Annotated in this window: 21 protein-coding genes; 7 read left to right on the top strand and 14 right to left on the bottom strand. The window is 63.5% G+C overall.

Annotated elements, in window-relative coordinates:
- Positions 1-6 precede the first annotated feature (6 nt).
- On the top strand, positions 7-2493 hold the full coding sequence (locus IPV69_RS04935) for a DUF1553 domain-containing protein (protein WP_206293804.1): 2487 nt from the start codon (positions 7-9) through the stop codon (positions 2491-2493).
- Positions 2494-2729: 236 nt separating this feature from the next.
- Positions 2730-4187, top strand: coding sequence for a DUF1501 domain-containing protein (locus IPV69_RS04930; protein WP_206293803.1), 1458 nt, complete (start codon positions 2730-2732; stop codon positions 4185-4187).
- A 51-nt stretch (positions 4188-4238) separates the two neighbouring features.
- On the opposite strand, the gene IPV69_RS04925 is transcribed toward IPV69_RS04930, so the two are convergent.
- Positions 4239-4730, bottom strand: coding sequence for a DUF1569 domain-containing protein (locus IPV69_RS04925; protein WP_206293802.1), 492 nt, complete (start codon positions 4728-4730; stop codon positions 4239-4241).
- A gap of 915 nt (positions 4731-5645) precedes the next feature.
- On the opposite strand from IPV69_RS04925, the gene hpnC reads away from it, so the two are divergent.
- The 4 genes from hpnC (at position 5646) to shc (ending at position 11340) form a co-directional block, all read left to right on the top strand.
- The gene (gene hpnC, locus IPV69_RS04920) at positions 5646-6737 is read left to right on the top strand and encodes a squalene synthase HpnC (protein ID WP_206293801.1); all 1092 of its coding nucleotides are present in this window, start codon (positions 5646-5648) and stop codon (positions 6735-6737) included.
- Entirely contained in the window at positions 6734-7657 is a 924-nt protein-coding gene (locus IPV69_RS04915) for a phytoene/squalene synthase family protein (RefSeq protein ID WP_206293800.1), read from the top strand. The genes hpnC and IPV69_RS04915 overlap by 4 nt, the downstream gene beginning before the upstream one ends.
- Before the next feature lie 69 nt (positions 7658-7726).
- Positions 7727-9136 (top strand): hydroxysqualene dehydroxylase HpnE, encoded by a 1410-nt coding sequence (gene hpnE / locus IPV69_RS04910; RefSeq protein WP_206293799.1) that lies wholly within the window; start codon positions 7727-7729, stop codon positions 9134-9136.
- A 248-nt stretch (positions 9137-9384) separates the two neighbouring features.
- Complete coding sequence (gene shc, locus IPV69_RS04905; protein ID WP_206293798.1) at positions 9385-11340, top strand: squalene--hopene cyclase; 1956 nt, start codon at positions 9385-9387, stop codon at positions 11338-11340.
- Between the two features lie 278 nt (positions 11341-11618).
- Here the strand turns inward: shc and IPV69_RS04900 are convergent, their stop codons facing one another.
- Together IPV69_RS04900 and hpnH are read right to left on the bottom strand one after the other, a co-directional pair.
- On the bottom strand, positions 11619-12041 hold the full coding sequence (locus IPV69_RS04900; RefSeq protein WP_206293797.1) for a hypothetical protein: 423 nt from the start codon (positions 12039-12041) through the stop codon (positions 11619-11621).
- A gap of 105 nt (positions 12042-12146) precedes the next feature.
- Positions 12147-13274, bottom strand: a complete 1128-nt coding sequence (gene hpnH, locus IPV69_RS04895) for an adenosyl-hopene transferase HpnH (RefSeq protein ID WP_206293796.1) — start codon at positions 13272-13274, stop codon at positions 12147-12149.
- Positions 13275-14096: 822 nt separating this feature from the next.
- On the opposite strand from hpnH, the gene IPV69_RS04890 reads away from it, so the two are divergent.
- Positions 14097-14828 (top strand): phosphorylase family protein, encoded by a 732-nt coding sequence (locus IPV69_RS04890; RefSeq protein WP_206293795.1) that lies wholly within the window; start codon positions 14097-14099, stop codon positions 14826-14828.
- A gap of 183 nt (positions 14829-15011) precedes the next feature.
- On the opposite strand, the gene IPV69_RS04885 is transcribed toward IPV69_RS04890, so the two are convergent.
- From IPV69_RS04885 to IPV69_RS04835, 11 genes are all read right to left on the bottom strand, one after another.
- Entirely contained in the window at positions 15012-15482 is a 471-nt protein-coding gene (locus IPV69_RS04885) for a hypothetical protein (RefSeq protein WP_206293794.1), read from the bottom strand.
- A 64-nt stretch (positions 15483-15546) separates the two neighbouring features.
- The gene (locus IPV69_RS04880) at positions 15547-18762 is read right to left on the bottom strand and encodes an efflux RND transporter permease subunit (protein WP_206293793.1); all 3216 of its coding nucleotides are present in this window, start codon (positions 18760-18762) and stop codon (positions 15547-15549) included.
- Positions 18763-18836: 74 nt separating this feature from the next.
- Complete coding sequence (locus tag IPV69_RS04875) at positions 18837-20288, bottom strand: efflux RND transporter periplasmic adaptor subunit (protein ID WP_206293792.1); 1452 nt, start codon at positions 20286-20288, stop codon at positions 18837-18839.
- Positions 20289-20305: 17 nt separating this feature from the next.
- On the bottom strand, positions 20306-21679 hold the full coding sequence (locus IPV69_RS04870; RefSeq protein WP_206293791.1) for a TolC family protein: 1374 nt from the start codon (positions 21677-21679) through the stop codon (positions 20306-20308).
- A gap of 130 nt (positions 21680-21809) precedes the next feature.
- Complete coding sequence (locus IPV69_RS04865; protein WP_206293790.1) at positions 21810-22277, bottom strand: hypothetical protein; 468 nt, start codon at positions 22275-22277, stop codon at positions 21810-21812.
- Between the two features lie 103 nt (positions 22278-22380).
- A complete protein-coding gene (trxA, locus tag IPV69_RS04860; protein WP_206293789.1) occupies positions 22381-22731 on the bottom strand; it encodes a thioredoxin in 351 nt (116 codons plus the stop codon).
- 104 nt (positions 22732-22835) lie between these two features.
- Complete coding sequence (locus IPV69_RS04855) at positions 22836-23390, bottom strand: carboxymuconolactone decarboxylase family protein (protein ID WP_206293788.1); 555 nt, start codon at positions 23388-23390, stop codon at positions 22836-22838.
- A 268-nt stretch (positions 23391-23658) separates the two neighbouring features.
- Positions 23659-23967, bottom strand: coding sequence for an anti-sigma factor family protein (locus tag IPV69_RS04850; protein ID WP_206293787.1), 309 nt, complete (start codon positions 23965-23967; stop codon positions 23659-23661).
- Positions 23964-24623: an RNA polymerase sigma factor gene (locus IPV69_RS04845; RefSeq protein ID WP_206293786.1), complete on the bottom strand. Its 660-nt coding sequence runs from the start codon at positions 24621-24623 to the stop codon at positions 23964-23966. The genes IPV69_RS04850 and IPV69_RS04845 overlap by 4 nt, the downstream gene beginning before the upstream one ends.
- 192 nt (positions 24624-24815) lie before the next feature.
- Positions 24816-25628, bottom strand: a complete 813-nt coding sequence (locus IPV69_RS04840; RefSeq protein WP_206293785.1) for an SDR family NAD(P)-dependent oxidoreductase — start codon at positions 25626-25628, stop codon at positions 24816-24818.
- Positions 25629-25798: 170 nt separating this feature from the next.
- A complete protein-coding gene (locus tag IPV69_RS04835) occupies positions 25799-26890 on the bottom strand; it encodes an Ldh family oxidoreductase (RefSeq protein ID WP_206293784.1) in 1092 nt (363 codons plus the stop codon).
- Between the last annotated feature and the right edge of the window lie 106 nt (positions 26891-26996).

The following is a 26996-nucleotide window of genomic DNA, read 5'->3' as shown; positions in this document are numbered from 1 at the left end:
AACCGGATGTCGCAAACTCGCGGATTTCTTGCGCCGTTTCTCGCGGCGGTGATTGTCCTCACTGTCACCCCTGCCTTGGCCGTCGAAGACGGGCGGTCCGTGGTGAACGAGGCCCTGACGCTTCTCGAAGCCCACTGCGTCCAATGCCACGGCGGCAAAAGCACCAAAGGCGGACTGAACCTTGTGACCCGCGAAGCCCTGCTGTCCGGTGGCGATGGCGGAACGGGCCTGGTCCCTGGCAAGCCGGACGACAGCCTGATCATCAAATCAATCCGCCATGAAACCGACGCGCCGATGCCCCACAAGGCCCGGAAGCTCTCGGACGGATCGATCGCCACCCTGTCGGCGTGGGTGGCAGCGGGAGCGCCGTACCCACGCGTGCTCAACAAGGAAGGCGTCCAGCTCAAGACTGAGTTTGCGATCACCGACAAGGACCGATCGCACTGGGCCTTCCAGCCGGTGAAGCGGCCGCCGCTTCCGCTGGCGGATGATCCGTCGCTTTCCAGCGCCCATCCGATCGACCGGTTCATCCTCGCGAAGCTGCGTGAGATTGGTCTGACGCTGTCGCCGGCCGCCGGTCGCGAGGCGCTGATCCGCCGGGTCAAGTTCGACCTCGTCGGTCTGCCGCCGACGCCGCAAGAAGTGGCGGCGTTTGCCGCCGATGCATCACCCGACGCATATGAGAAACTGATCGACCGCTACCTCGCGTCCCCGCACTACGGAGAGCGGTGGGGGCGGCACTGGCTCGACTTGGCCCGTTACGCCGAGACCGACGGCTTCGAACACGACGCCGTCCGCCCGCATTCGTGGCGGTATCGAGACTATGTCGTCCGTGCCTTCAACGCCGACAAGCCCTACGACCGCTTCGTTCTCGAACAGATCGCCGGCGACGAGCTTTGGCCCACGGAATCCGATGCACTGATCGCGACCGGCTTCAACCTGCTAGGCCCGGATATGGTGGACTCAGCCGACCAAGTGCAGCGGCGTCAGAACACCCTCAACGACATGACCGACACGACCGGCCTGGTGTTCCTGGGCCTGACGGTCGGCTGCGCCCGCTGCCACGACCATAAGTTCGAGCCGATCTCGCAGAAGGATTACTACCGGCTTCAGGCGAGCTTCACACCGGTGGCCTTCAAGCGCGACTTGCCGGTCGCCACGCCGGCCGATCGGGAAAAGCTGGACTCGGCTATGCGGGAGTGGGAGCAGCAATCGCCTGTGCAGGAGCTGGCAAAGCTCGATGCGCCGGTGATCGAAAAACTGCGTGCGGCGAAGATACGCAAACTCTCCCCCGAGGCCCAGGCGGCGCACGCCGTCGCACCAGAACGTCGCGACACCGAGCAGGCGAACCTGGTGCTCGAGACGGCGCACCTGGTCGAGGTGAACGACAACGCCATCGGGTCGGCCCATTCCACCGACGACCGGGCCCGACGCTCCAACCTGAAGGACCAGATCAAGAAACTCCCCAAGCCGCCGCAGCCGCCTATGGCGATGGCGCTCTCCAACGGCAAGGGGGCGGCGACGAAAACGTTCGTCCTGAACCGTGGCGAGTACAGCCAACCGACAGACGAAGTCTCGCCGGGCGTGATGACCGTACTGGCCGCGACACCCGGCGATTCATCTGCAGCTGACCTGCCCGCCGCCGGGCGGAGATCCCGGCTGGCGCAGTGGATGGTCGACCCGGCGAATCCGCTGACCGCGCGGGTCATGGTCAACCGCATCTGGCAGCACCATTTCGGCAAAGGCCTGGTCGCGTCGGCGAGCGATTTTGGCGTACACGGGCAACAGCCTTCACACCCCGAACTGCTCGACTGGCTGGCCAGCGAGTTCGTCGCCCGCGGCTGGAGCGTCAAGCAGATGCACAAGCTGATGCTGATGTCGGCGACGTATCAGCAGTCGACGACACCGGCGGCGGATGACGTTGGCAAGTTGACCGCCGCCGACCCCGGCACCCAACTCTATGGCCGTATGAACCGCCTGCGGCTGGAAGGTGAGATCATCCGCGACAGCCTGCTGGCAATCAGCGGCCGGCTGAACCCGGAGATGGGGGGCCCGGGCGTCTTCCCGCCCATACCCAAGGCCGTACTGAAAGGCGCCAAAGGTTGGGAGGCGAGCAAGAACCTCGCCGACCACGGCCGGCGGAGTATCTATATCTTCGCCAGACGGAACCTGAGGTTCCCGTTCCTGGAGGTATTCGACGCCCCCAACAGCAACCTGAGCTGCCCGAGCCGTGAGCGCAGCACCACAGCGCCGCAGTCACTGACGCTGCTGAACGCCGAGGACGTGATGGCGGCGGCGAAGTCGCTGGCCGAGCGGTTGGAGCGAGAAGCAAAGACGCCGGAGGAACGGATCGCGCTTGCGTACAAGCTGACGCTCGGCCGAGCACCGACGGCAAACGAGTTGGCGATCTCGGAGGAGTTCGTCGCCGCAGCGCCGATGAGTGAGTTGTGCCGCGCACTATTTAACGTGAATGAGTTTGTGTATCTGGAGTGAAGGGTGCGGCATGGTCCCATCCCCTCCTCCGGTACTCCGGGGGAGGGTTAGGGTGGGGGTTGCTTCGATAAATGCAGGACTGGCATGCCGCAGTCAATCAATAGGCCGGTCGCGTCACGTTCGATGTTTCGCATTGCCGATTGCCATAGTGGACGTCACCCGACGAAACCCCCTCCCTAACCCTCCCCCGGAGTACCGGAGGAGGGGACAAGGGCATTCTTTCGCGGAGAGCATTTATGGGAACCTGCACCGGCCCTTCCGGTCCTGAAACCCGTCCCGCCTCGCGGCGCGACTTCCTCCGCCATGCCGGCGGGGGGTTCGGAATGCTGGCGCTCGCATCGCTGCTGGCAAAAGACGGCTTGCTCGCCGCAGGTGCGCCTCCGACGCCCGCTGCTGGCAACCCGCTCGCCGCCAAGCCGACCCACTTTGCCGCCAAGGCCAAGAGCGTCATCTTCCTGTTCATGTCCGGCGGGCCGAGCCATGTCGACTTGTTCGACCCCAAGCCCGACCTGATTCGCCTGGCCGGCCAGCCGATTCCCGAGTCGTTCGGCACGTTCAAGACCCGCCGGGCGGTGGCGAAGAACAAGCTGCTTCCGCCGCTGCGGCCGTTCAAGAAGTACGGGCACTGTGGGATGGACGTCTCCGACCTGCTGCCCAACATCGCCGGCTGCGTGGACGACCTGTGCCTGCTCCGCGGCTGTTACGGCGACAGTGTCACCCACCCCGAATCCGTCTACCTCATGAACACCGGCACCATCCTGATGGGCAAGCCGAGTCTGGGTTCGTGGGTGGCGTACGGCTTGGGGAGCGAGAGCGAGAACATGCCGGCGTTCTGCGTTTTGCCCGACCCCGCCGGCTGGGTGAAAGGCGGCGCGCCGGCCTGGGGCAACGGCTTCCTGCCGGCGGCCTATCAAGGCACGATCCTGCGCGGCGGCGAGTCGCCGATTCTCAACCTCAAGACGCCGGCGGGTGTCAGCGACAAACAGCAGGCGGCGACGGTCGATCTGATCAACCGTTTGAACCGCGCCAATCCAGCTTCCGTGTCCGGCGATTCGGAACTATCCGCACGGTCGGCCGCTTACGAACTGGCGTTCCGCATGCAGGCCCACGCGCCGGGCGTCGTCGATATCTCGACCGAGACCAACGCGACCAGGCGTATGTACGGCCTGGACAACCAAGCCACCGCCGAGTTCGGCCTGCGGTGCCTGTTTGCCCGGCGGATGGTCGAGCGCGGCGTGCGGTTCGTGCAGCTTTACTGCGGCGATACCAACGGCTGGGACGCCCACAACAAGATCGAAGCCAACCACGGTAAGCTTTGCGCCGAAAGCGATCTGCCCGTCGCCGGCCTGTTGAAAGACCTTAAGTCGCGCGGCCTGCTCGACAGCACGCTGGTCATCTGGGGTGGCGAATTCGGCCGAACACCGATGAGCGAAAGCAACGACGGCCGCGATCACAACCCGCACGGCTTCTGCATGTGGATGGCCGGCGGCGGCGTGAAGGGTGGCCAGATCATCGGCGCGACAGACGCCGTCGGACTGCGGGCGACCGAAGACCGCACGCATGTGCACGACATCCACGCGACAATCCTGCACCTGATGGGAATGGATCACACCCGGCTGACCTTCCGACACAACGGCCGCGACGAGCGGCTGACCGATGTCGCGGGGAACGTGATCGCCAAAGCGCTGGCGTAGACTCTTGCCTGCAACACTTGTGCGGCTGGCCGACTTCCGCTGCGCTCGACGCTACGTGCCTTTGATCCGCAGGGTGGCAAGATGGCACTCGGCGTGTCGCAGTTGCAGACTGATCCACTCGTCGTGCGTCATCTGGCCGAAGAACATATGCGGCTTCGTCGGAGGCTCGCGTCTCAGTCGTTCGATCGCGGCTTTGAACCGCGACAGCCCCTCTTCGGTCGAGAGCAGTTCAGTGCCAAGTGTTCCTTCAGTAGTACCGGGAATCCGCAGTCCCGGCCGCATCTTCGTCCGGAGCATTCGTCGCTTCATGGGGCGAAGCAAGAGGCGGAGCAGGAACGGGATTTTCAGAGGGATTCCGTCGTAGGTGTACCCGACCCAAGTCGCCATGTGACCGAGCGACTGACCGAAGGTCCAGTTGCCCACGCGTTCCAGCTTGCCGTTGCGTTCGGCCTCGGCGAGTCGCTCTACATCGGCGAGAATGTCGTCCAATGATTCGAATCGAATTTTGCGGCGGCCCGGGTCTGATTGCGTATTGATGGTCATGGCAAGGACGCCTAATGTTGCCGCAGTTCAACCGGAGTCGGCGATCCCGGACGTCTGCTAGCGGGGTGTCGTAGTACAGACCGAGCGGTGCCGAGATGACTTACTCGTTGTGCACACAATTCGCAGCACGCGGCCTGCTCGGTGCAGTGATTCTAGCCATGCACGGATGTGCGGCGACGCCCACATCGGACAACCCGCCCCGACTCGCCCCGGCGACGACGCAGGCGTCATCGGCCTCGACAATTCCCGCGGTCGTGCGATTCGCGGATGCCAAGACCGGTCTGACGCTTGACCACCCTGCAGACTGGACTCGACACCAGTCGGCGAATTTTGTTCTTCTGCTCGCTCCTCCTGGTCTCGATCGGTCGGAAGCTTCGCTTAGCGTTGACGTGCCGGAATTGCCGCCGCACATTCCCGGGCTCATTCCGATCGGCTTGGTGAAAAACGGGTACGTGGACGACCTGAAGAAAGCTCATCCGGGCATTGTCGTGTCGGAAGCGATTGAAACACGGATCGACGGGGCTGCAGGTCGGCGGGTCGAATCAACCTATCAGGACGGCGGGCGGACGCGGACGGAAGTGGCACTATTGATGGTGCGGGGCGACCATGTCGTGATACTCCGGGGACAGCACGGAGAAGCAACCCGAGCGACTGTTCGAGGTGTTTTCGAAGCGGTCGCCGAGTCGATTCGCTGGAAGAGGTGACGGCGATCGCGTGCTCGAACAGTTTCAGGCAAATGATTCTTTTGCAACATGTTAGTGTCGTCTGAGCCATTACATCTTGCCATGCCATCGACGGCCCCTGTACTATCCAGATGCCGGGTGTGGCGCTCGGACAAGGCTTGTTTCGGTTTTTGACCGCGCTAATTGCGCCCCGCAGGCCGAACGCGACATGGTGTTGATCCGGCGGCAACGAATGACCCGATTGGCGGTTTCCAGCGAGCCTGTACCCTCCGCCGACGTCGGCTCGCGGGCGCAATCGATTGGCCTTGAACGGCTCCAGCCGCTCGTTCGGCGACTGATCTCGACCGAATCGCTCGATCGTTCTGACCACGACAGTGCCGAAGCGCTGACCCGGCAACTGGTCAGCACGCAGTACGAGAACTTTTCGGTCGTCTCGACATTGCTGCCCAAACGTCTGCGCCAGGATTTCTGCAACGTCTACGCCTTCTGCAGAACGGCCGACGACCTGGGTGACGAGCTTGGCGATCAACGGCTTTCGTTGGAGCAGCTTGCAATCCTGCGACGGCAGACGGTGGCCGCTTTCGACGGTCGCAGCCAGACGCCGCTGTTCCAGGCCCTGTCCCGAACCGTTGAGCGGCATCGATTGCCGGTCGAGCCGTTTCTGGACCTGATCAGTGCGTTCGAGCAGGACCAGACGGTCACGCGTTACGCCGACGACGAGCAGCTTCTGGACTACTGCCGCCGCAGTGCCAACCCTGTCGGTCGCCTGGTGTTGCTCATGTGCGACTATCGGGATGCCGGGCGAGCGAGTCTGTCGGACGACATTTCGACGGCGTTACAGTTGATCAACTTCTGGCAGGACGTCCGACGTGATCTGCTGGATCGGGATCGGATCTATCTGCCGAAATCGGCAATGCAGCGATTCGGCGTCACGGAAGCCGGGCTGCGGCATCAGATCGAAGTCGGTCGGGGCGATGAATCGTTCCGCCGATTGATCGAGCATCAGCTCGACGCAGCCGACCGCCAGATGGACCGCGGACGAGCGTTGTTGCCGCTGCTCGGCCGTTCGGTGCGCGGACAGGTGTCGCTGTTCGCCGCCGGCGGGATGGCGATCTCCCGGGCGATTCGTCGGCAGAACTTCGACACGCTGTCGAGGCGGCCGTCGCTATCGCGGTGGCAAAAGAGCAGGCTTGTGGCCACGGCGTTATCGGCCGCTGCCGGAGTTGCTCTGACCGACGCGATGTCGAGTATCATGGGCCCTCGAAGCAGCCGTGCGGGCGCCGGACGTCTTCCGACCGCGCCGAGTGTTGGAGAACTTGAATGACCATGACGTCCGCGACCATGCCCACAACCACGCTTGCTGGAACCGATGAAGCGCTATTGGCGTCGTCGGCGCTGTGCAGGCAGATCACCCGCCGGGCGGCGCGGAACTTCTATCACGGACTCAAACTCCTTCCCGAGCCGAAGCGCTCGCGCATGTACGCGCTCTATGCCTACATGCGTCTCCTCGACGATATTGCCGACGAAGACGACGGCCGTTCGCACGATCGCCGGCTGGCCGATCTTGCCGCGTGGCGTGAGCTCACTAGCGAGGTCCTGGAGAGCCGCCTGCCGGAGGGCACCGGACCCGATATCTGGCCGGCGTTCGCAGATCTGGTGCACCGTCACGCCATCCCGCTGCACATCTTTGAATCCGCGATCGCCGGGCAGCGGCAGGACTTAGTCTCAACCCGGTTCGAAACCTTCGAACAGCTCCGCGAGTACTGTTACCGCGTCGCCGGCGTGGTCGGCATCGCCAGTGTCTACGTCTGGGGCTACGAAGGCGGTCAGGCCACGCTCGACTTGGCAATCGAGCGGGGCGTGGCGTTCCAGTTGACCAACATCCTTCGCGACATCCAGAGCGATGCCCGGGGCGGACGCATCTACCTCCCACGAGAGGATCTCGACGCCGCCGGCGTAACCGACGAACAGATCCTCCAGGGTCGCGGCGGACCGAAATTCGTCGAGATGGTGCGATTCCAGATCGCCCGCGCCGAGGCGTCGTACGAGAAGTCGGCCGACCTGGAGAACCGCATCAGCCGGGATAGCCGGCCCACACTCGGCGCGATGACCGAGATCTATCGCGGCCTGCTCAAAAAGATTGCCAAAGATCCCGAGTGCATCCTGCGGCAGCGGGTCTCGCTGTCACTGCTGGATAAGGTGCTGATCGCGTCCCGCGCCAAGCGTGCCACCTGGGCGCGATAGTTCACCACCCAACGAAATCGGTTTAGCCGGCGGGCTCGCCCGCCGCGTTCCTCCGCCGCATCCTTCGCCGTGCCAACCAAGCCATCGAAAACTCCCGAAAACGCGATCGTCATCGGCGGTGGTCTGGCCGGCATGGCGGCGGCGGTCGCGCTGCAATCGGCCGGCGTCTCGGTCACATTGCTCGAAGCAAGCCGCAGGCTCGGCGGCCGAGCCGGGTCGTTCGAAGACCCCCAAACCGGCGAGCAACTCGACAACTGCCAGCATGTCCTGCTCGGCTGCTGCACCAACCTTCGCGACTTCTACCGCAGGGTTGGTGCCGAACACCTGATCCGCTACGACCGCACCATCCGCTTCGTCGACGCCACCGGTCGCGGCTACGACCTGTTCGGCATACGCGGCCTGCCCGCACCGTTGCACCTGGGTCCGTCGATGCTGTGGTTCTCGCTCCTCTCGATTCCCGAGCGCCTCGCCATCAGCCGGGCGATGCTCGAGATGCTCTGGATGGGCCGCGCCGGGCGACTGGCCCTGGCCGACACCTCCTTCGGCGATTGGCTCGACGCCCACGACCAGCCGCCTGAATTGGTCGCGAAGTTTTACGATCCCGTCCTCGTCGGCGCCCTCAATGAGCAATGCCGCGACGCCAGCGCCGCCTACGCAATCCAGGTCTTCCAGGACGCAATGCTCGCCAACGAAGCGGGGTACGTCGTCGGCGTTCCCAACTGCCCGCTCAGCCGGCTCTACGGCTCGCTGCCGGTGAAAGACGTCCGGCTCGGCGTCCGCGTCCGCGAACTTCGGTTCGTTGGACAACGCATCTCCGGCGTCATCCTTCAGGCCGGCGAAGAACTGACCGCAGACGCGATCATCATTGCCACCGGACACCACACCGCCCGTCGCCTGGTCGGCGACGCTAGGACCGCGACGGACGTTCGCTTCATACAGTCGGCCGGGCTGACCGATGTGCCGATCCTCGGCGTGCATCTCTGGTTCGATCGGCCGGTGTTGCCGCAGCCCCACGTGGCACTCGTCTCTGGCCCGCTCCAATGGCTCTTTCGCAAGGACGACATCGGCACGTCGCTGCACGGCGTCATCAGCGCGGCCCGCGACTGGGTGGGGCGATCCACCGACGAATGTCTCGCGCTCTTCGAGCGGCAGGTCCGCCAGACGCTGCCGGCCGCACGCGACGCGAAGCTGATTCGCGGTGTCGTCGTCGTCGAGAAGAGGGCGACGTTCTCGCCATCGCCCGGCAGCGACCGACACCGCGCGTCGCAAGCTCCGCCACCCGGCGGAATCGACAACCTCTACCTCGCCGGCGACTACACCATCACCGGTTGGCCGGCGACGATGGAAGGCGCGGTGCGCTCCGGCTATCTCGCCGCCGATGCGATACTGTCCGCGTCGCACATCGCCCATCCGCCGTTCCTAGTTCCCGATCTGCCGATCGAGTGGCCGGCACGTCTTGCCGGTCTCGGCTGTGACTGATCTCACCAAACTGCGTCATCGTTCAAACGCACGGTTCTTACCAATACGAGCGGCGCAGTCAGTGACACGGGCTTCCAGCCCGTGCTAGCGGCGCATAGGTAGGAAAAGCGCATACCTCTCAAACTACAACGCATCTCGCACGGGCTGGAAGCCCGTGTCACTGACCGCGCCGATTGCCCGCGCCACACACCCATGGTAGTTTCCGCCGCCCAAATTGGATCAGAACCCTCACCAAGGATGATGTCCTGATGTTGACCGCCGACGCGACGGCCGCCGAACCTTTGTCCGATCGTTCCCTCGAGACGGCGAGCACCGGCACGCTCTCCAGTTCCACGCTCGATCGCGCCATCGAAGCCGCGTGCGAAGCACTGGTCGCGCGTCAGGACCCTGCCGGCTTCTGGTGTGCCGAGCTTCAGGGCGACAGCATCCTCGAATCCGAATACCTCCTGCTCATGTGGATCCTCGGCCGTGAAGCCGAGCCCGATCTGCCGCTCATCGCCAACTACCTCCGCAAGATCCAGAATCCCGACGGCGGCTGGAGCCTCTACCCCGGCGGTCCGGCCGATATCTCTGGCACCGTCAAAGGCTACTTCGCGCTCAAGCTCATGGGCGACAGCCCCGACGCCCCGCACATGCGCCGCGCCCGCGAGCTGATCCTCAGCCTTGGCGGAGCCGAAAAGTGCAACACCTTCACGCGGTTCTACTTCGCATGCCTCGGCCAGATCAGCTTCGACGCCTGCCCGAGCATTCCGCCGGAGATCGTCTTCCTGCCCAAGTGGTTCTACTTCAACCTGTATCACGTCTCGGCCTGGACACGGACGATGATCCTGCCGCTGGGCCTGGTGACAACCTTCCGCCGGGCCCGCAAGCTGAAACCCGAGCAGGGCATTTCCGAGCTTTACCTCGACCGCCAAGCCGCCAACCGCCTGAGCCTTAAACCCCTGTCGGGCCTCCCGAAAACCTGGCAGGAGATCTTCCTTCGCATCGATCAGCTCCTGAAGGTCTACGACAAGACGCCCAACGACACGCTGCGGCAGAAGGCGATCAAGAAAGCCGAGGAGTGGATTCTCGATCATCTCAGCGGCTCCGAAGGACTGGGTGCGATCTTCCCGCCGATGGTTTATCTGCTGATCGTCTTCCAACTGCTCGGCTATCCCGAAAACCATCCTCGCGTCGTCAAAGCCCACAAGGAACTGCGAGATTTCTTCATCCAGGACGGCGACGAGATCCGCATTCAGCCGTGCCTGTCGCCGATGTGGGACACGGGCATTGCGCTCAATGCACTCGCCGAAGCCGGCTTGTCGCCGGGTGACGATGTCGCCCGCCGATCGACCCAATGGCTACTTGCCAAAGAATGCCGCGTCGCCTCCGACTGGCAGAAAAACTGCCGGCCGGTCGAGGCGTCGGGCTGGTTCTTCGAGTTCGAGAACGCCCACTACCCCGACACCGACGACACCGCGATGGTATGCACGTCGCTCTCTCGTGTCGGCGGTCCCGACGCACAATCCGCCGTGAAACGCGGCGTCAACTGGCTGCTGGCGATGCAGAACGACGACGGCGGCTGGGCCGCGTTCGACCGCACCACCGACCGCCCGCTGCTGGAGAAAATCCCCTTCGCCGACCACAACGCGATGCAGGACCCCAGCTGCCCCGACATCACCGGCCGCGTCATCGAAGGCCTTGGCCGCTGCGGCATGCGCGTCGGTCACCCGGCGATCGACCGGGCCGTCCAGTACATTCGCAAACAGGCCGACGCCGACGGCGCCTGGTGGGGGCGGTGGGGCGTCAACTACGTCTACGGCACCTGGCAGGTGCTGACCGGCCTCAAAGCCGTCGGCCAGGACATGAGCGAGTCCTGGACCCGAAAGGCCGCCGACTGGCTGCTCAGCGTGCAGAAGCCGGACGGTAGTTTCGGCGAGACCTGCGCCAGCTACGACGACGCGCGTCTCAAAGGTCAGGGCGACAGCACCGCCTCGCAAACCGCCTGGGGCGCGATGGGCCTGATGGCCGTCCACGGCGCCAGCCACCCCGCGATCGAGAAAGCCATCCGCTGGCTCATCGAAACGCAGACCCACGAAGGCTCGTGGGAAGAGACGAACTACACGGGCACCGGCTTCCCGCGCGTCTTCTACCTGAAGTACCACTACTACCGGCTGTACTTCCCACTGACGGCGCTGGCGCGGTATCGAAGACTGCGCTCGTAGGGTCCGCCTTGGCGGACGCGGCGTATTCGAACACCCACGGTCCGCCAAGGCGGACCCTACGTGATGGCGCTGGAGCGCAGTCGAAGACTGCGGGCTTGATGCAACTCCGGTGAGGCAGGCATTCTTGCCTGCCGCGGGCGGATGTACTCATCCGTCCGACACCACTCTCCACTCGGCAGGCCCTTCCGGTCACGGCGTACCGTGCCCGAGGCAGACAAGAATGTCTGCCCCACCAAAGAAACTCACCTTGGAAACCATAGCGTCCGCCAAGGCGGACCCTACAGCGCCTCCGGCTCCAGGCCGATGTTCTTCTCCCCGGCGGCTTTGCGTTCGTTGTACTTTCGCACCCACGTCTCCCAGCTCTTGCCGGCGGCGGTGTCACGGCCGCTGAACGCGAGCTTGCCGATATCGCTGTAGCGGACGGCGACCTTCTCATCGCGATCCTTCAGAAACAGCCGAACCACGCTGTCCGCCAGCTTCGGGCCCGTGCTTCGGCGGTCGAAGATGTACCCCTCAACCGTTGACCCGTCCTTCAGCGTGATCGTCACGTCGCCGCGATAGTCGAACGCCTTCTCCAGCGCCGACCGCAGTTCCTCGTCGGTCGCCAGCGACGGGATGGCGCCCTCAAGGTTCTCGCGCTCCGTCGGCGGGGCGAGTTCCATGTCGGCATCGGTCGGATGGGCTTTGGTTTCCTGGGGCATCGGCGGATCGAGGATAGAAGATAGAAGCTGGAAGATTGAGAACCGCAACCGAGGATGGAGATGATCGCAATCGTCGATCCTCCATCTTCCATCCTCGACCGTTTGCTACACCTCGACCGTCTCGCGCTCGTTCTTACTCGCTCGCGTGATCTTCAACTGCACCAGGGGCCCCGAATCCGGCTTGTCGTTCAGTGCCGCCAGCGCTTCGTCGTTCTTGTACGCACCGCCGAAGAGCACCGCACGGACCGTCGCGAGGAACCCCCGTACCGAGCCGAACGTGTCGTTGACGGCACTGGCTTCGTAGCCGCTGTGCACCATGCAGTTGGCACACTTGCGGTTGCCGCTCTCGGTGCCGTAGCGCTCCCACTCGGTCTCTTCCATTAGTTCGGCGAACGTGTCGGCGTAGCCATCCTGCAGCAGGTAGCACGGCTTCTGCCAGCCGAACACGTTGTACGTCGGCATACCCCAGGGCGTGCAGGTGTAGTGCCGCTTGCCCATCAGGTATTCGAGGAACAGCGGGCTCTGATTGAAGACCCACTTCTTGCTGCGGTTCGAGAGGATCTTGCTGAACAGCCGCTTGGTGCGGGCCTTGCCCAGGAAGTGCTTCTGGTCGGGCGCCTTGTCGTAGCTGTAGCCCGGCGAAAGCATCATCCCTTCGACGCCCAGCGCCATGGTCTCATCAAAGAATGCCCGCACGCTGTTGGCGTCGGCACCGTCGAAGAGGGTGCTGTTGGTGGTGACGCGGAAGCCACGTTTGACCGCTTCCTTGATCCCCTCCACCGCGACGTCGTATCCGCCTTCCCGGCAGACGGCGAAATCATGATGCTCGCGCTGCCCGTCCAAGTGAACACTGAAGGTCAGGTATTTGCTCGGCGTAAAGAGATCGATCTTCTCTTTCAGCAGCAAAGCGTTGGTGCACAGATAGATGTACTTCTTGCGGGCGACCAGGCCCTCGACGATCTCCTTGATTTTCGGGTGCAGCAACGGCTCGCCGCCGGGAATGCTGACCATCGGCGCCCCGCATTCATCAACCGCCTTAAAGCATTGTTCTGGCGAGAGATCCTTCTTCAGAATGTGGGCCGGGTACTGGATCTTGCCGCAACCGGCACAGGCCAGATTGCAGCGGAACAGCGGCTCGAGCATGAGCACGAGCGGGTAGCGACGGCGGCGAAGCAGCTTCTGCTTCAGCACATACGTCGCGACGGTCCACATTTGCGAGACGGGTACGCCCATAAAGCTTTAATCCCAAAAGTCGGCATCGCAGGATAGCAGACAAATCACACCGGCGGCAAATGCGGCGACATCGCGTTCCGCCGAACGAACCCGAGATTGTCGGTGCCGCGAGTCGGCGGTACGCCGCAGACTCGTGCGCGAGTCGCGCCAAGACACGGGTCTCCGGGGTACCGGCGACCCGTGGCACCAGATCGACGTCTCTTTGCCAAACGAACCCGAGATTGCCGGTGCCACGAGTCGGCGGTACGCCGCAGACTCGTGCGCGAGTCAAGCCAAGACACGGGTCTCCGGAGTACCGGCGACCCGTGGCACCAGATCCACGTCTCTTCGCCGAACGAACCCAAGAAGTCCTGCCGAACGAACCCGAGATTGTCGGTGCCACGAGTCGGCGGTACGCCGCAGACTCGTGCGCGAGTCGAGCCAAGACACGGGTCTCCGGAGCACCGGCGACCCGTGGCACCAGATCCACGTCACTTCGCCGAACGAACCCGAGCCATCCTGCCGAACGAACCCGAGATTGTCGGTGCCACGAGTCGGCGGTATCCCGCAGACTCGTGCGCCAGTCGAGCCAGGACACGGGTCTCCGGAGTACCGGCGACCCGTGGCACCAGATCGACGTCTCTTTGCCAAACGAATCCGAGAAGTCCTTTCGCCGAACGAACCCGAGCCGTCCTGTCGAACGAACCCGGCGAACTCTGCAACCGGGCTCATGCTGCGTCGGAAACGCGCCACACGGCGCTTGACATGTTCCGACGTCACCATACAATCTGTTAGTATTATGTTCTATTCATCCCAATTGGTCAAGTGGTAAATGCCGCGCTCATGACGCGTCCCCGGCTACAGATTTTCACGGCGATCGACATGGAACGCCGTGCCGTGCGGCACGCGCTGACCCGCGCTTTTGACTCGGGTGCCGCCCGGGCGTTCGACTGGGAACTTTCGGCGATCGGCGTGCGCGCGGTGCACCTCCCACGGGTACTCGACCCGTCCACGACTCTGGTCGTCCTCGCCGGCCTGGCCGGCGGGCTCGATCCGGCTTTACGGGTCGGCGACCTGGTCCTGGACATACCCGCGACAAGTGCCGACCGCGGCCCGCAGTACATGCAGCCCGTGCGCGACGTCCACTCTAGGCGCGACGTTCACTCCACGGACGACATCACCGCTATCGCCGCGCAGTCCTCCGCCGTCGCCGGTCGAATCTGGACCTCTCCCCAGCCAGTCGCGACACCGGCCGACAAGGCCGCGCTGTTTAGGCGCACCGGCGCTGTCGCGGTGGATATGGAAGGGGATCTGGTTGCGGCGCTGGCGCGATCGGCGGGCGTGCCATTCGTCCACCTCCGCGCCATCAGCGACACCGCCGGCGACGCGATCGATCCGCGCGTGCTGTCACTCGTCAATGACCTCGGCCGGCCGAAGCCTCTGAAGCTGGCCGCCTATCTGTTGGCAGACCCGCGACGCGTGGCCGCCCTCAAACGTCTTGGGGCCCACGCCAACCTGGCCGTCGAACGGTTGGGAAGCGAAGTGGCCCGGCTGATGCCGCCGTGGACACGGTGACCAAGGAAATATTCACTTCGCAATGGGCATCTCTTAAGGAGCCGCGCACGAAGTGTACTCACGGAGTAAGCGGGAGCGCTGACGTTTCGGCACCCTTTCCCGCTTACTCCGTGAGTACACTTCGTGCGCGGCTCCTCGTAAGGGTCACGTACTTGCGCGTTCGCAGGAACCTGCGCTGATCGACTACTTCGCCAGTTCGAACGACACCTTGAACTTATCTTCCGTCGCCGGCTCGATCTCGGCCCAGAATTTCGATCCGGCCGGGATCGGCTTGGGGACTTCGGCGTGGGTGTGCCAGTTGTCAGGCGTTTCTTCCTCTGCTTTGGCCTTGGCCGAACCTTCGCCCGATTCACTGCCGACCCAGAACCGAACTGCTTTGGGCTTGCCGCCCGCAGGGTATCCGGTGATCTGAAGGTCGAAAGCGCCTTCCCCACCGGGCTTCACCGGCTCGTCCTGCATTGCTTTGATCTTCAGGCCATTCGTTGCAAGTTCGCCAATGACGACTTGATTGGGATGATTCTCTTTGGCCGCCGGGGTCGCCTGCGTGCCAGACGTTGGCTTGCCATCCTGCGAATGGCCGTGATCGTCCTTACAGCCGGTTATGGCGACAGCGGCGGACAGTGTGAACACAAAAGATGCTGCTAGCTTCAGCATGTAGACTAACTCCCTTCAGGAACTGTGACTCGTTGACCCGTCCGGAACATCCGGCGACATTTGGTCAATGAGAAGCAACGGGCTCTGAAAGCAGGTTTTCCCTGCTTTCGTACGCCCAGTTTCGAGCTTTCGGACTCTGCGAATCCCGGAACACCAGGGCGTAACCCGCCGGGACGACTACAAGGTTCAACAGGGTGCTGGTTACCAATCCGCCTAACACGACGACAGCCAGAGGCGCGAGCAACTCGCTCCCCGGTTCGCCACCGGCAATGGCCAACGGAACGAGTCCGAGGACGGCGGCCAGCGCGGTCATAAGAATGGGCACCAGCCGCTCCATGGAACCCTGTACGATGGAATCGTGAACCGACTTGCCCTCGCGCTGCAGATTTCGGTAGTGGTCTACCATCAGGATGCCGTTTCGCACCGCGATGCCGAACAGCGTCACAAAGCCGACCATGCTCGCGATCGAGATGACCGGTGCCTGGTAGCGGGCGTCGCCGCCGCCGAACAAAGCCAGGGTGTTGCCCAGGATACTCCGCGATTCCGTAAGGTAGACCGCAACGACGCCACCCACCAGCGCCAACGGAAGATTGACCATCACCAACAGCGCCGCCCGGAACGTGCCCAGCGCGATGTACAGCAATACGAGGATGACAACGAGCACGCCAGCACCCATCAAATAGATCGTGCGAGCTGCCGACTGTTGCGCTTCGAATTGCCCCCCGTAGACGATGGCATATCCGTATCGAGCGACGATCGGATCGACCTTCGCCTTCACCTGCTCCACCAGGTGCCCCAGGTTGTAGCCGTCGGCGACATTGGTCGAGATGACCGCCTTTCGACGCGCGTTTTCCCGGGTGATGCCCATCGGCGCGTGTTCACGTCCCAAATCCGCGACCTCATTCAGGCGGACCAGCGCTCCGCCCTGTCCGTGCAGGATCAGTTGCCCCACGTCCTCGACGCCGCGCCGCTCGTCGGGGTGCAGCCTGACGGTCAGGTCATAGCGGCGGAATCCATCGTTGACTTCGGCGACGATCTCTCCCGCCAGAGCCTGTTTCACCTGGGAGGCCGCTTCTGCCGGCGTTAATCCGTAACGGGCCAGATCCTCGTGGCGGTACTTGATGGGAAGCGAGATGACCGTCGCCTCGCGATTGCCGGTGACGTCACGAGTCCCGGGAATGGCTCGTAGTGCCTGTTCTACCTCGGCAGCGGCCTGTCGAAGCTTAGGCAGATCTTCGCCGTACACGCTGATGGCGATCGCCGCCGGGGTTCCGGACAGGATATGACTGAGCCGGTGCTCCATCGGCTGACCGGTTTCTGCGCCGATTCCCGGAATGCGTGCCAGGACTTTGTCGAGTTCAGGAAGCACGTCCTGCCGGCGAACACCGGGATTCAGCGACAGTTCAATTTCGCTGCGATTCGGCGGTTCGGCGTGAGCATCACGTTCGGCCCGGCCGGTTCGTCGGACCACACTGCGGACACCCGGCACCTGCATCATCTGCACATCCACCGCCGCCGCGAGACGATTGCTTTCGACAAGGCTTGTTCCCGGTGGCGCGGTAAGGAACACGGTGATCGTGCCCTCATTGAATCGGGGCAGGAACTCCGTGCCGAAAGTGTTGGCGAGCCACAAACTCAGCCCCGTCATGACGACCGCGACCCCCAGAACAAGCCATCTGGCACCGAGGACCGCGCGAAGCGTAGGGGCATAAGCCGCCTTCAGCCAACGAACGAGAAATCCTTCCCTGTCTGCGTGCCGGGCCAGTTTGCCGCGCAAGAGGTAACGGCACATCGCCGGCGTAACGGTCAGCGCGACGACAAGGGATGCGAGGATCGACGTGATGTAGGCAATGCCCAGCGGGCGGAAAAACCGGCCTTCGATTCCCTGAAGGAACAAGAGTGGAATAAACACGATCACGATGATGACCGTCGCGAACACCACTGCCGATCGAATCTCATTGCTGGCGTCAAAGATGACACGGGTGAAGGACTTGCGCTGTAGTTCGGGCAGCGCCGCATTCTCGCGCAGCCGTCTGAAGACGTTTTCGACGTCAATAATCGCGTCATCGACTAGTTCGCCAATGGCAACGGCCAGACCGCCGAGCGTCATGACGTTGATACTGAGGCCCAGTGCTGACAACGCCAGAAGTGCAACCGCCAGCGAAAGTGGCAAAGCGGTAAGGGTGATGATCGCAGTCCGTATGTTCAGCAGAAACAGGATCACGACAATCGTCACGAGGATTGCGGCATCGCGGAGCACGTGAAGCACGTTCTGAAGCGAGATATTGATGAAGTTCGCCTGTCGCATGACGAACCGATTCAACTGCATGCCGTCGGGCACCCCGGCCTCGGCGGCATCAAGCGCCTTGTCGATGTCGGCCGTCAGTTGAAGCGTGTTCGCGCCGGGCGATTTCTGAACGCTTAGTACCACCGCCGGCCGGCCACCTTCAGACGCCGTACCTCGCTTGGGTGCGCCGGCCATGACCACTTCGGCGACCTGTCCGATGGTGACCGGCTTACCCTGATGATACTTGACGATGGTCGCCTTGATGTCATCCACGGACCGTACGCGGGCCGACTGGCGCACGGGCAATTCCAAGCCGCCGACATTCGGGAGGTAGCCCGCGCTGTCGGCGCTATGGGCCTTGCGGGCGGCCGCGACAACGTCGTCGGTCGTCAGCCCATAGAGCCGCAATTCGTCCTGTCGCACATTGACCTGATACTCCGGCAACTCTCCGCCGATGGAAACGACCATCGCCACCCCTGGCACCGATTGCAGGCGGTTGGTCAGATCGTACTCCGCGTGGGCGCGAAGATCGGTGTCCGTGACCGAAGGCTTCGTTGCAGCGAGAGAGAGCAGCATGATCTCGCCGGTAATGCCCGTAATCGGCGCGATCTCGACGTGGACGTTCTTCGGAAGCCGTTCTTCGGCGGCGACCAGCCGCTCTCCCACCTGCTGCCTGGCGCGATAGATGTCGGTGCCCCAGTCAAACTCGACATAGACAACGGAAAGACTGATCGCGCTGCCGCTGCGAACTCGGCGGACGCCGCTCAGACCATTTAACCCCGATTCAATGGGAAACGTGACGTACTGCTCCACTTCATCTGCCGAAAGCCCGCCCGCTTCCGTCAGGATGATGACCGTGGGCGCGTTCAGTTCGGGGAAGACGTCCACCGGCATATGCTGAAGCTGATAGACGCCCAGACCCAGTACGGCAACCGCCGCCAGTAGCACGAGCAGCGCGTTTTGAATAGAAAATGCGATCAGTCGCTTGAGCATTGGACACAGCCTTCATGCGAAGCAGAATTGTCGGGTATCGCACCCGTTGGACGAAGGACGCGAGGCGACGTGCCTCACTTTTCAGGCGTTCCATTGGGGTGCCAGGTTCCGTCGGCATGGAAGTGACCGTCGGCACCACCGGTTTTGCCGGAACCAGTCAGTTTTAGCTCGTAGATACCGTCCACCACGACTTCGTCGCCGGCCTTCAAGCCGCTTAGGACTGAGACCCATCGCCCGTCCGATGCACCGAAATCTCCCGCTACGCGGATGACCTTGTCCGGATTGGTCGGATCACGACGGAAATAGATCTTGACCAGTTCGTCCTGCACCACCGCGGCGACAGGAATCGCCAAATCGGGTTCTGCGGCTCTGTCGATGCTGATCTCGGCAAACGCGGACACGCCGGGCTTCGCCCATGGCACAGGCCTCTTGGGCGAAAGCAGCACATCGACCGTGCGGTTGCCCGCGGTCGCCTCAAGTCCGATCGCCAGTTCGGCGGGCACAGAGTCGTTGGCGCTGGCGCGAATCGCACGGGGGGGGACGATCGCGACGGTAGCGCCGTCCTTCAGCGCACCTAGATCGGATTGCAATGCCGAGGCACGAAAACGAAGTTGCGATGGATCTGTGACGGTCAGCACCAATCCGGCGGTCTCGATCCAGCCGCCATTGGTGACGGAAGTGGATTCGACCACACCCGCTGCGCTGGCTCGGACTTCGATCAAGTTGATCGTGCGCCAGAGCGGTTCTCCGACGGCGTCGACGGTCGAATTGGAACTGCCGAGATTGCCGCCGGATCCAGGTACTGCGGCGGGTCGCGTCATGGGTGCGCTGGACGGACGAAGCAGGTCTTCCTTTGGCAGATTCACGACCGCGGCAAGCACGCGAAGCCGGGACGCGTAATGCTCGTGTGCTTCGGAAACCGCAACCTTTGAGGCGCGTACCTCGGCTGCCAGCCGGGCCGACTTGCTCTCGGCCAGTGCCAGTTCCGCAGTCAGATCGGCACGCGACGCATTCGCTTCGGCCAGCGCGTTCGTGCGCTGCCGAAGCAACGCCACCGCCCGCTCATTCTCCGCCGCGGTTGCCTCGGCGACATCCACCCGGGCTTCGGCAGTCTTGATTTCGCCTTCGGCCTCAACTGCTTCATGCTGCACGCGCCGCCACTCGGGTGAGTCGAGGCGGGCAAGCATCTGGCCGGGTTCGACGCGGTCATATTGCTTGACAAGCAGTTCGACACGCGCGGGTAGTACCGTCCGGTACTCCCGTCTTGCTGACGGGAGCAGTTCGAACTGCCCGGGCACACGGATCGTCCCAACGACCTGCCGGCGTTCGACCTTCGCGAAAGTGATACCTAGGTTTCGACGGACGGCCTCGGGGACGTCTATCCGATTGGTAATCGTTGGCGGTGCATCACGTGAAGTGCCCTTCAAGTCGACGGAGACGGCCTTGTCTTTGCATCCAGCTGTCAGCGACAGAACCGGGACAAAAGAAACTGCTGCATACCGAAGGACGCGATGCGTTACAGACATTGCATGTTTCCGTTTGGTCATTGTTTCTCCCGCATCTGCATCTCGACGCCCGGTACTGGACGCAGCAATGCATTGATTTGATTGACTGCCGCGGCTCGTGTGCCGACGGCATCGAGGATTTCCAGCCGAGTGTCGTGGGCGATCACCAGCGATTCGAAGATCGCCACGGGGTTGATGTTGCCGAGCCGGCCCAGGTCGCGGGCCGATTGCAGTTGCTGGTCGATCAGCGGGGCGACGTCGCGCTCGAGGACTTGCCGGTGAACGTCTGAAGCCGCCAGCGCGGCTTCGGCCCGAGCAAGGGCCGCGATCAGGTTTTCGTACTCGGCCTCCGCGGCCGCCCGGGCGGCATTGCGCTCGGCGGTCGCCTCGGCGATCGCCTGGCGGTTGGCGTTGAAGATCGGAATTGGAATCCCCAGCCCGCCCAGGATTCGGCTCGTGCCCTCATCGCGGCCGAACCCGCCGCCGAGCGTCAGGTCGGGGTACTGCCGGCGGATCTCCAGTTCGAGTGATCGCTCGGCAACGGCGTACTGCTGGCGGGCGTGCAGGAGTTTGGGATGCAACGCCACCAGCCGTTCACGCCGTTCTTGTGCGGTCGTTCCCGAATCAGCGAATGCGGCGGGCAACGAGGGCAAGAGCTGTACGGCCGCTTCGGGGGTCAATCCCATCAGCGATTTGACGCCGATCTCCTGTTCTGTTCGCCGGGCGACGAGCGAACGCAGTTCAGCCTGCTTGCGAGCGCGCTCGATCTTGAGAAGACCAGCCTCCAGCGGGCTCATTTCGCCGGCTTTCTGCAACTGCTCGGCCTGCTTCACGAAGACGTCGAGGTCTTTGACGAACCCATCAATGAGTTCCGAACGCCGTTGCAGTTGGTGCAGCTCCAGCCAGGCCTTGTCGAGGTCGGTGAGAACACGCTGTTCTTCGAGAAGGGCGGTGGTCCAGGCTGCGTCGGCCTGGGCGAGACTTTTCGCCCGCTCCAAGCCCGGCGTTCCCGACAGGGGCAGCGTCAGTTCCAGCATGCCGCCGATGACCCATGGGTGCGACACGCTCTGGATGATGCGTTCGGCGTCGATGCGCAGGGTCGGGTCCTGCCAGCGGCCGGCCTCGGCTGCCGACGCTGCCGGGACGCGCGCCTTCAGGCGGGCGGCGCGGACATCGGGATTGAAGTAGAGCGCGACAACGTGCGCCTCGTTCAAAGAAAACCCGTCGGCCGGATCGAAAGCGGGTTCGGCGGCGCGCGCGGAGGCGAGTTCTCGCGCATACGCCGCGACGTCCGGCGACGCAGGGTCGCGTGATTGCCACGCCGCGCCGTGCGCAGCCAGATCCAGCGGAGTGGGTCTGTAGGACTGACAGCCGGCCAGCAAGGCCGCCGTCAGAAATGCAACGTATCTCATGAAATGTCCGTGCGCGGATGCAGTCGCTTCGAACTGCCTGACAGGGCGTCGAACGACACAAGAGCGCGTTCAGAACCAGAATTGCGTTACGGCTTTGATGGAAAAACGAACGGAAGGGCGCGATGACGCTCTAGATGACGAGAACAACGCTGCGAAGAAGGTGGGGAGGCGAGCCGATGCAAGCGGGATCGAGCGTGTCCGGCAGACGCGGCGGCTGCTGGATACTGACAAACGCGATTGACGCGATGAACGCAGGCAGGCCGACGTCCGTCTGGGCCGACGACTTGCGAGCCTGGCTCTGGAAGTCGCCACCCGGCAGGGCGATATCGATGCAGTCGTGGCGATGGCAATCGTCGGCAACGCCGTCGCAGCAGGCGTCGGCCGGAGCATCGCCGACCGGCAGGGCGTGGTCGCAGTCGTCACCGTGATCGTGCACGTGGGAAATCGACTGCGCGGCTTCGGACGCGATAAAGACGTGGCTGTGATCCCCGCCGGCCACACAGAGCACCAGCGACCTGCCGCCCGGGGCGGCCGAGGCAACGGTCAGCAGGACCACGAGTGTCCCGGCGAGCAGGCGTTGGAGCGACGAATAGATCACGCGTTAGCACTCTATCGGCAACGCGCGACCGGGGTCAAGTAAACAACAATCCCGGCGAAAGCAGGCCGAAGCCGCTCTCGCCGGGACTGCGATTTATCGGGCATTACTTCGACGCGGCCTTGGCGAGCCGCTTCACGATTTCGCCGTGGGGCTGCAGGCCGACCATCCGATCGACGACCTGACCGTTCTTGAAAACGATCAGCGTCGGGATGGAATTGACCTGGAACCGCGCCACTAGCGCCTGCGACTCGTCGATGTCCACTTTGGCGACGACTGTCTGACCGGATTGCTCTCGGGCGACGCGGTCGATCGTGGGGCCCAGGGCCCGGCAGGGCGGGCACCACTCGGCCCAGAAGTCCACCAGCACCGGCTTATCCGTCGATGCCAGGGTGGTGTCAAAGTCGCTCTCGGTCAGATGAAGCGTGGTTCCGATGTCCGTAGTTGCAGTGTTCATGATGATTACCTTTCTACAGCTTTGATGCCGTTGCCGTCCGCGGCGTGACATGCTTCGTTCGGCCCGTCGCAGGGCGCGCCTGGCATTACGGAGATTTCGCCGGTTTACACCGCCAGGGCCGCCTTACGTGCGTGCACTGCTGGGAAGTCCACGTCCACACCGAACGCCCGGTTGAAATAGTTGGTGAATACGTTGAGTGCCACTGCCGCGACGACTTCGGCGAGTTCGGCGTCGGACAATCCGGCTTCCTTTGCAGCGGCAAAGTCGTCGTCCGATACGCCACCCTTGCTATCGATCACCGCCTGTGCGAACGCCAGAGACGCGCTGGTTCTGGCATCGCCGGAGAGTCCGTCGCGGGCGGCATCGATCTCGTCCTGCTTGAGCCCCACGAGCTTTCCGATCGCCGTATGCGCGGATAGGCAATAGTCGCAGGCGTTGTTTTCGGCGGTCAACAGCGCGATCTGCTCGCGGGTTTTGGCCGGAAGCTTCGCCGAGCCGAGCGTGCCGTTGAATTGCGCCCAGGCCTGCAGAACGGCCGGGGAATTGCCCATCACCCTGGCCATGTTGGGAACGGTGCCCAGCATCTTCTGCAAGGCGTCGTAGATCTGCTTGTTCGGGCCCGTGGTGGACTGTAAATCCTGAATGGGAAGGCGTGACATGGGAGTTCTCCGGTAGATGACGAACGATCACCGTGGCCGCCAGCGGAACACCCGCGGTGACTGGTTTCGAAATCGTCCGAGTAACGGTTATTTCTGCTTCGTTGCCCGCCATGTGAGATGCGAGCGAACTGGTGAACGTGACAACAATCCAGAAGGCACTGGACAACACCGAGGTGTCACCAAAAGAAGAGGCCGGCGACGGAATCTTCCGCGCCGGCCGGTCACAATTCTTACCAATCTTCGGATTCGTCTTCCGATCCGCCGCTGATTACTGGCTTCGTCGAGCCGCCAGGATCGCCTGAACCAGGCGGGCGGGAAGGTTCATTTCCGGGGTTTGACAGTGTGCCTTTGCTTCGGGGCAGCGGCACGTCGCTTCCACCGTTTTGCGGTAGTTCTCCATGTACACCCTGCAGTCCCGACAGAGGGCCAGGTGTGCGTCGAACTTCAGCCGCTCGGATTCAGGAAGCAGCCCGTCCAGGTAGTCCATCAGGAAATCGGCGCAATCCCGGCACGAAACGGGACCGCCGGACTGAGAACAGGTCGGATTCGGCGAAGGTGTTTTGGGCGTGTCGCTCATACGTGACCTCCGGCGGCGGCGCCTTGTTCCTGCGCCATGACCGGTTCCAGCAGTCTCACCAGCGCCTGGCGACTACGGTGCAGCCGCTGACGGACCAGCGCATCGCTGATCCCCAGCGTCGCCGCGACCGCCTTGGAATCCATGCCTTCGATCTCCCGAAGCACGAGCACTTCGCGAAATTCCGGCGGAAGCCGGTCGATCGCCGACCAAAGCACCTCGGCGTCTTCGATGCGGCTGGACGCGCCATCTGTGACAGCGGTCCACTCCTGCGGGTGCTGGGTGTGGTGACCGTTGTTGAAAGTCGGCAGCAGAGCCTCGATCGACGTCTCAGGCCGGGCCTTGTGCCAGCGTTTGCGCATCAGGGCGGCGTTCACCGTGATGCGATGAAGCCAGGTGCCAAGCGACGAACGGCCGTCAAATTTATCGATCGCTTTGAACGCCGACAGAAACGCCTCCTGAAGGGCGTCCTCGGCGTCGGCCTCGGTCTTCATGATGCGCCGGGCGACGGCCAGCAGACGGCCGCCGTAGGTGGACACCAGTTCGGCGTAGGCCGAGTCGTCGCCGGCTTGCAGGCGAAGGACCAGCGCCGTTTCGGCTGACGGTGGTGTCTCAAGAGAGGGTGGCGGATCGGGATCGGATAGTTGGGCTTGCTGCATCCATGACTCCGAATCGCGAACGCCGACCGGCAACCCAAGCCGGGCTCAGGCGTCGCGAACGATCATAGACCGGGGAGCGCCCAAGGCCAATTGCTGAATGCAAACAGGGCCGTTCGGACCACACCTGCTGCGTAAGGTTCCGCCATCCGGTAGCGGTGAACCGCGACTTGCACGTCAGGCGAACGGCTCTGGCTAGATCGTCTGCGCCAGGAAGCCACCATCGACGCGCAGATCGATCCCCGTCACGAAGCTCGCCGCCTTCGCGCTCGCCAGGAAGACCGCGGCGCCGATCAGTTCCTGCGATGTCCCGAAACGGGCCATTGGTGTGTGGCCGAGGATCTGCTGCGCCCGCGGCGTGGGGCTGCCGTCGGGATTGTAAAGCAGGGCGCGGTTCTGCTCGGCGGGGAAGAAGCCGGGCGTCAGGCTGTTCACGCGAACACCTTTGGTTGCCCATTCGCGGGCCAGGAACTGCGTCAGGCTCAGCACCGCGGCCTTGGCTGACGAGTAGGCGACGACCCGGCTGAGTGGCAGATGGGCCGACACGCTGGCAATGTTGATGATGCTCCCCTTACCGCGCTTCACCATCGCCGGCCCGAACTCTTGGCAGGGAAGCAGGGCGCCACCGACCAGGTTCAGGTCGAACGCGCTCCGCCAGTCGGCGGCGGCGATCGTCTCGAACGCGCGCTCGGCAGTCACAGTCACCTTCGGGTCGTTGCCGCCGGCGGCGTTGACGAGAATCGTCGGCGGGCCGAGGGTCGCTTCGATCTGACGGTGGGCATCGGCCAGGCTCTCGGCACTGACGGCATCGGCCGCGTAGAACGACGCCTCGCCACCGGCCTTGGTGATGCGATCGACGCAGGCCTGGCCGCGCTCGGCGCTGCGGCCGAGGACGGCGACCGAAGCGCCGGCGGCTGCGAGGCCCTCCGCAAGGGCACCACCGAGAACGCCGGTCGCGCCGATGACGACGGCTACTTCACCAGAGAGATCGAAGAGGTTTTCAGGCATTTGGTTTCTTCCCCCTCTCCCCTGTACTCGGGGGAGAGGGATGGGGTGAGGGGCCGAACGTGAGGTGCGTTCGTTCGCAGAGTTTCGATCAGGGAGAGGTGCCCGACGCTCGGCCCCTCACCCCAACCCTCTCCCCGAGTACAGGGGAGAGGGAGCAAGTCGCCGTCAGTTTACATTTGCCGAAGCTTCGACCGATCGAGCGTAATGCCCGCTTCCTTCGCGATCGTATCAAACGCGTCAACCTCCGCTGCCGTGAAGATCAGGCCGCCGGCCTTCACGCTGGCGGCGTAGGCATTGGCTTCCATCTCGCCGGGGAAGATGCTCTTGTCGTTGCCGTGACCCTTGATGTCGGCCAGGACGGCCTTGACGTTTTCCGTCTGGCTGCGGCCCTGGGCGAAGTCGACCGCCAGCGCGTCCGCCTTGATGCACTGAAAGTAGAACGCGCAGGTGCGCTTTTCATCGGCGGCGCCCTGCGTCCAGCGGTTTCGGATGGTGGGGATAGATCCGCCGGTGTAGGCGGCCATCAGTTCGTCGATCAACGCCAGGCCGTAGCCTTTGTGCTCGCCGAAGGGGAAGAGGGATGTCACCTTGTTGGGGTCGGTGCTGGGGTTGCCGTCTTTATCGACGCCCCAACCCGGCTTGAGCTCTTTGCCTTCGCGGGCGAACTGCTGCACGCGGCCCATCGCGACAACGCTGGTCGCCCAGTCGATGCAGATGGGGAAGCCGATGGCATCCTGCGTGGGAAAGCCCCACGAATGCGGGTTGGTGCCCAGCGTCGGCGACTTACCGCCGAAGGGCACAACCTCAGCCAGCGCCGCCGTACAGCAGGTGTAGGCGATGTACCCTTTGCGGGCGGCATCAATGACGTATCCGCCGCCCCAGAGGTAGTGGAACGCGTTGTCGACGGTGACAACGCCGACGCCGAACTCGTCGGCGAGGCGCATGCACTCGTCCATTGCCGCGACGGCCGTCGGCTGGCCGAGCTTGCGGTTGGCGTTCCAGCGGGCGACGGCTTTGTACTTGCTAGGCAGCTTCTCGATGGTCGCGCCCGGCTTGCACCCGCCGGCCTTGGAGCCCATGTGGTCATCCAGATGCAGCGCCTTGAGGGCGTTGTGCGTCTTGATGCCATGGCGGGCGGTCGTCTCACTGAACTTGGCGGCGACCTCGGCCTCGTCCTTCGTGAAGCCGCGATGCTGGTAAGCGGCCGAGACGATCGCGTTGTGGATCTCGGCGGGCATGACGTAGTTGGTGGGGTTGGACATGATGTTTCTGTTATGCATCGCATGATCCCCTCTCCCCCATACTCGGGGGAGAGGGATAGGGTGAGGGGCCGAACGTCAGGGTTCGCCGATCTCGCTACAGCGCTCG

This window comes from Humisphaera borealis, assembly GCF_015169395.1.
In the GTDB taxonomy this organism is placed as follows: Bacteria; Planctomycetota; Phycisphaerae; order Tepidisphaerales; family Tepidisphaeraceae; genus Humisphaera; species Humisphaera borealis.
This window is presented reverse-complemented; position numbering and strand designations above follow the sequence as displayed.

Excerpts from the sequence above, each read along its gene's own strand:
- IPV69_RS04845 (WP_206293786.1), bottom strand. The coding sequence starts at position 24,623 with ATGCAGCAAGCCCAACTATCCGATCCCGATCCGCCACCCTCTCTTGAG.
- IPV69_RS04835 (WP_206293784.1), bottom strand. The coding sequence starts at position 26,890 with ATGTCCAACCCCACCAACTACGTCATGCCCGCCGAGATCCACAACGCG.
- IPV69_RS04890 (WP_206293795.1), top strand. The coding sequence starts at position 14,097 with ATGACGCGTCCCCGGCTACAGATTTTCACGGCGATCGACATGGAACGC.
- IPV69_RS04875 (WP_206293792.1), bottom strand. The coding sequence starts at position 20,288 with ATGTCTGTAACGCATCGCGTCCTTCGGTATGCAGCAGTTTCTTTTGTC.
- IPV69_RS04935 (WP_206293804.1), top strand. The coding sequence starts at position 7 with ATGTCGCAAACTCGCGGATTTCTTGCGCCGTTTCTCGCGGCGGTGATT.
- IPV69_RS04855 (WP_206293788.1), bottom strand. The coding sequence starts at position 23,390 with ATGTCACGCCTTCCCATTCAGGATTTACAGTCCACCACGGGCCCGAAC.
- IPV69_RS04870 (WP_206293791.1), bottom strand. The coding sequence starts at position 21,679 with ATGAGATACGTTGCATTTCTGACGGCGGCCTTGCTGGCCGGCTGTCAG.
- IPV69_RS04930 (WP_206293803.1), top strand. The coding sequence starts at position 2,730 with ATGGGAACCTGCACCGGCCCTTCCGGTCCTGAAACCCGTCCCGCCTCG.
- IPV69_RS04850 (WP_206293787.1), bottom strand. The coding sequence starts at position 23,967 with ATGAGCGACACGCCCAAAACACCTTCGCCGAATCCGACCTGTTCTCAG.
- IPV69_RS04840 (WP_206293785.1), bottom strand. The coding sequence starts at position 25,628 with ATGCCTGAAAACCTCTTCGATCTCTCTGGTGAAGTAGCCGTCGTCATC.
- IPV69_RS04915 (WP_206293800.1), top strand. The coding sequence starts at position 6,734 with ATGACCATGACGTCCGCGACCATGCCCACAACCACGCTTGCTGGAACC.
- trxA (WP_206293789.1), bottom strand. The coding sequence starts at position 22,731 with ATGAACACTGCAACTACGGACATCGGAACCACGCTTCATCTGACCGAG.
- hpnH (WP_206293796.1), bottom strand. The coding sequence starts at position 13,274 with ATGGGCGTACCCGTCTCGCAAATGTGGACCGTCGCGACGTATGTGCTG.
- IPV69_RS04900 (WP_206293797.1), bottom strand. The coding sequence starts at position 12,041 with ATGCCCCAGGAAACCAAAGCCCATCCGACCGATGCCGACATGGAACTC.
- IPV69_RS04880 (WP_206293793.1), bottom strand. The coding sequence starts at position 18,762 with ATGCTCAAGCGACTGATCGCATTTTCTATTCAAAACGCGCTGCTCGTG.
- shc (WP_206293798.1), top strand. The coding sequence starts at position 9,385 with ATGTTGACCGCCGACGCGACGGCCGCCGAACCTTTGTCCGATCGTTCC.
- IPV69_RS04885 (WP_206293794.1), bottom strand. The coding sequence starts at position 15,482 with ATGCTGAAGCTAGCAGCATCTTTTGTGTTCACACTGTCCGCCGCTGTC.
- hpnC (WP_206293801.1), top strand. The coding sequence starts at position 5,646 with ATGACCCGATTGGCGGTTTCCAGCGAGCCTGTACCCTCCGCCGACGTC.
- IPV69_RS04925 (WP_206293802.1), bottom strand. The coding sequence starts at position 4,730 with ATGACCATCAATACGCAATCAGACCCGGGCCGCCGCAAAATTCGATTC.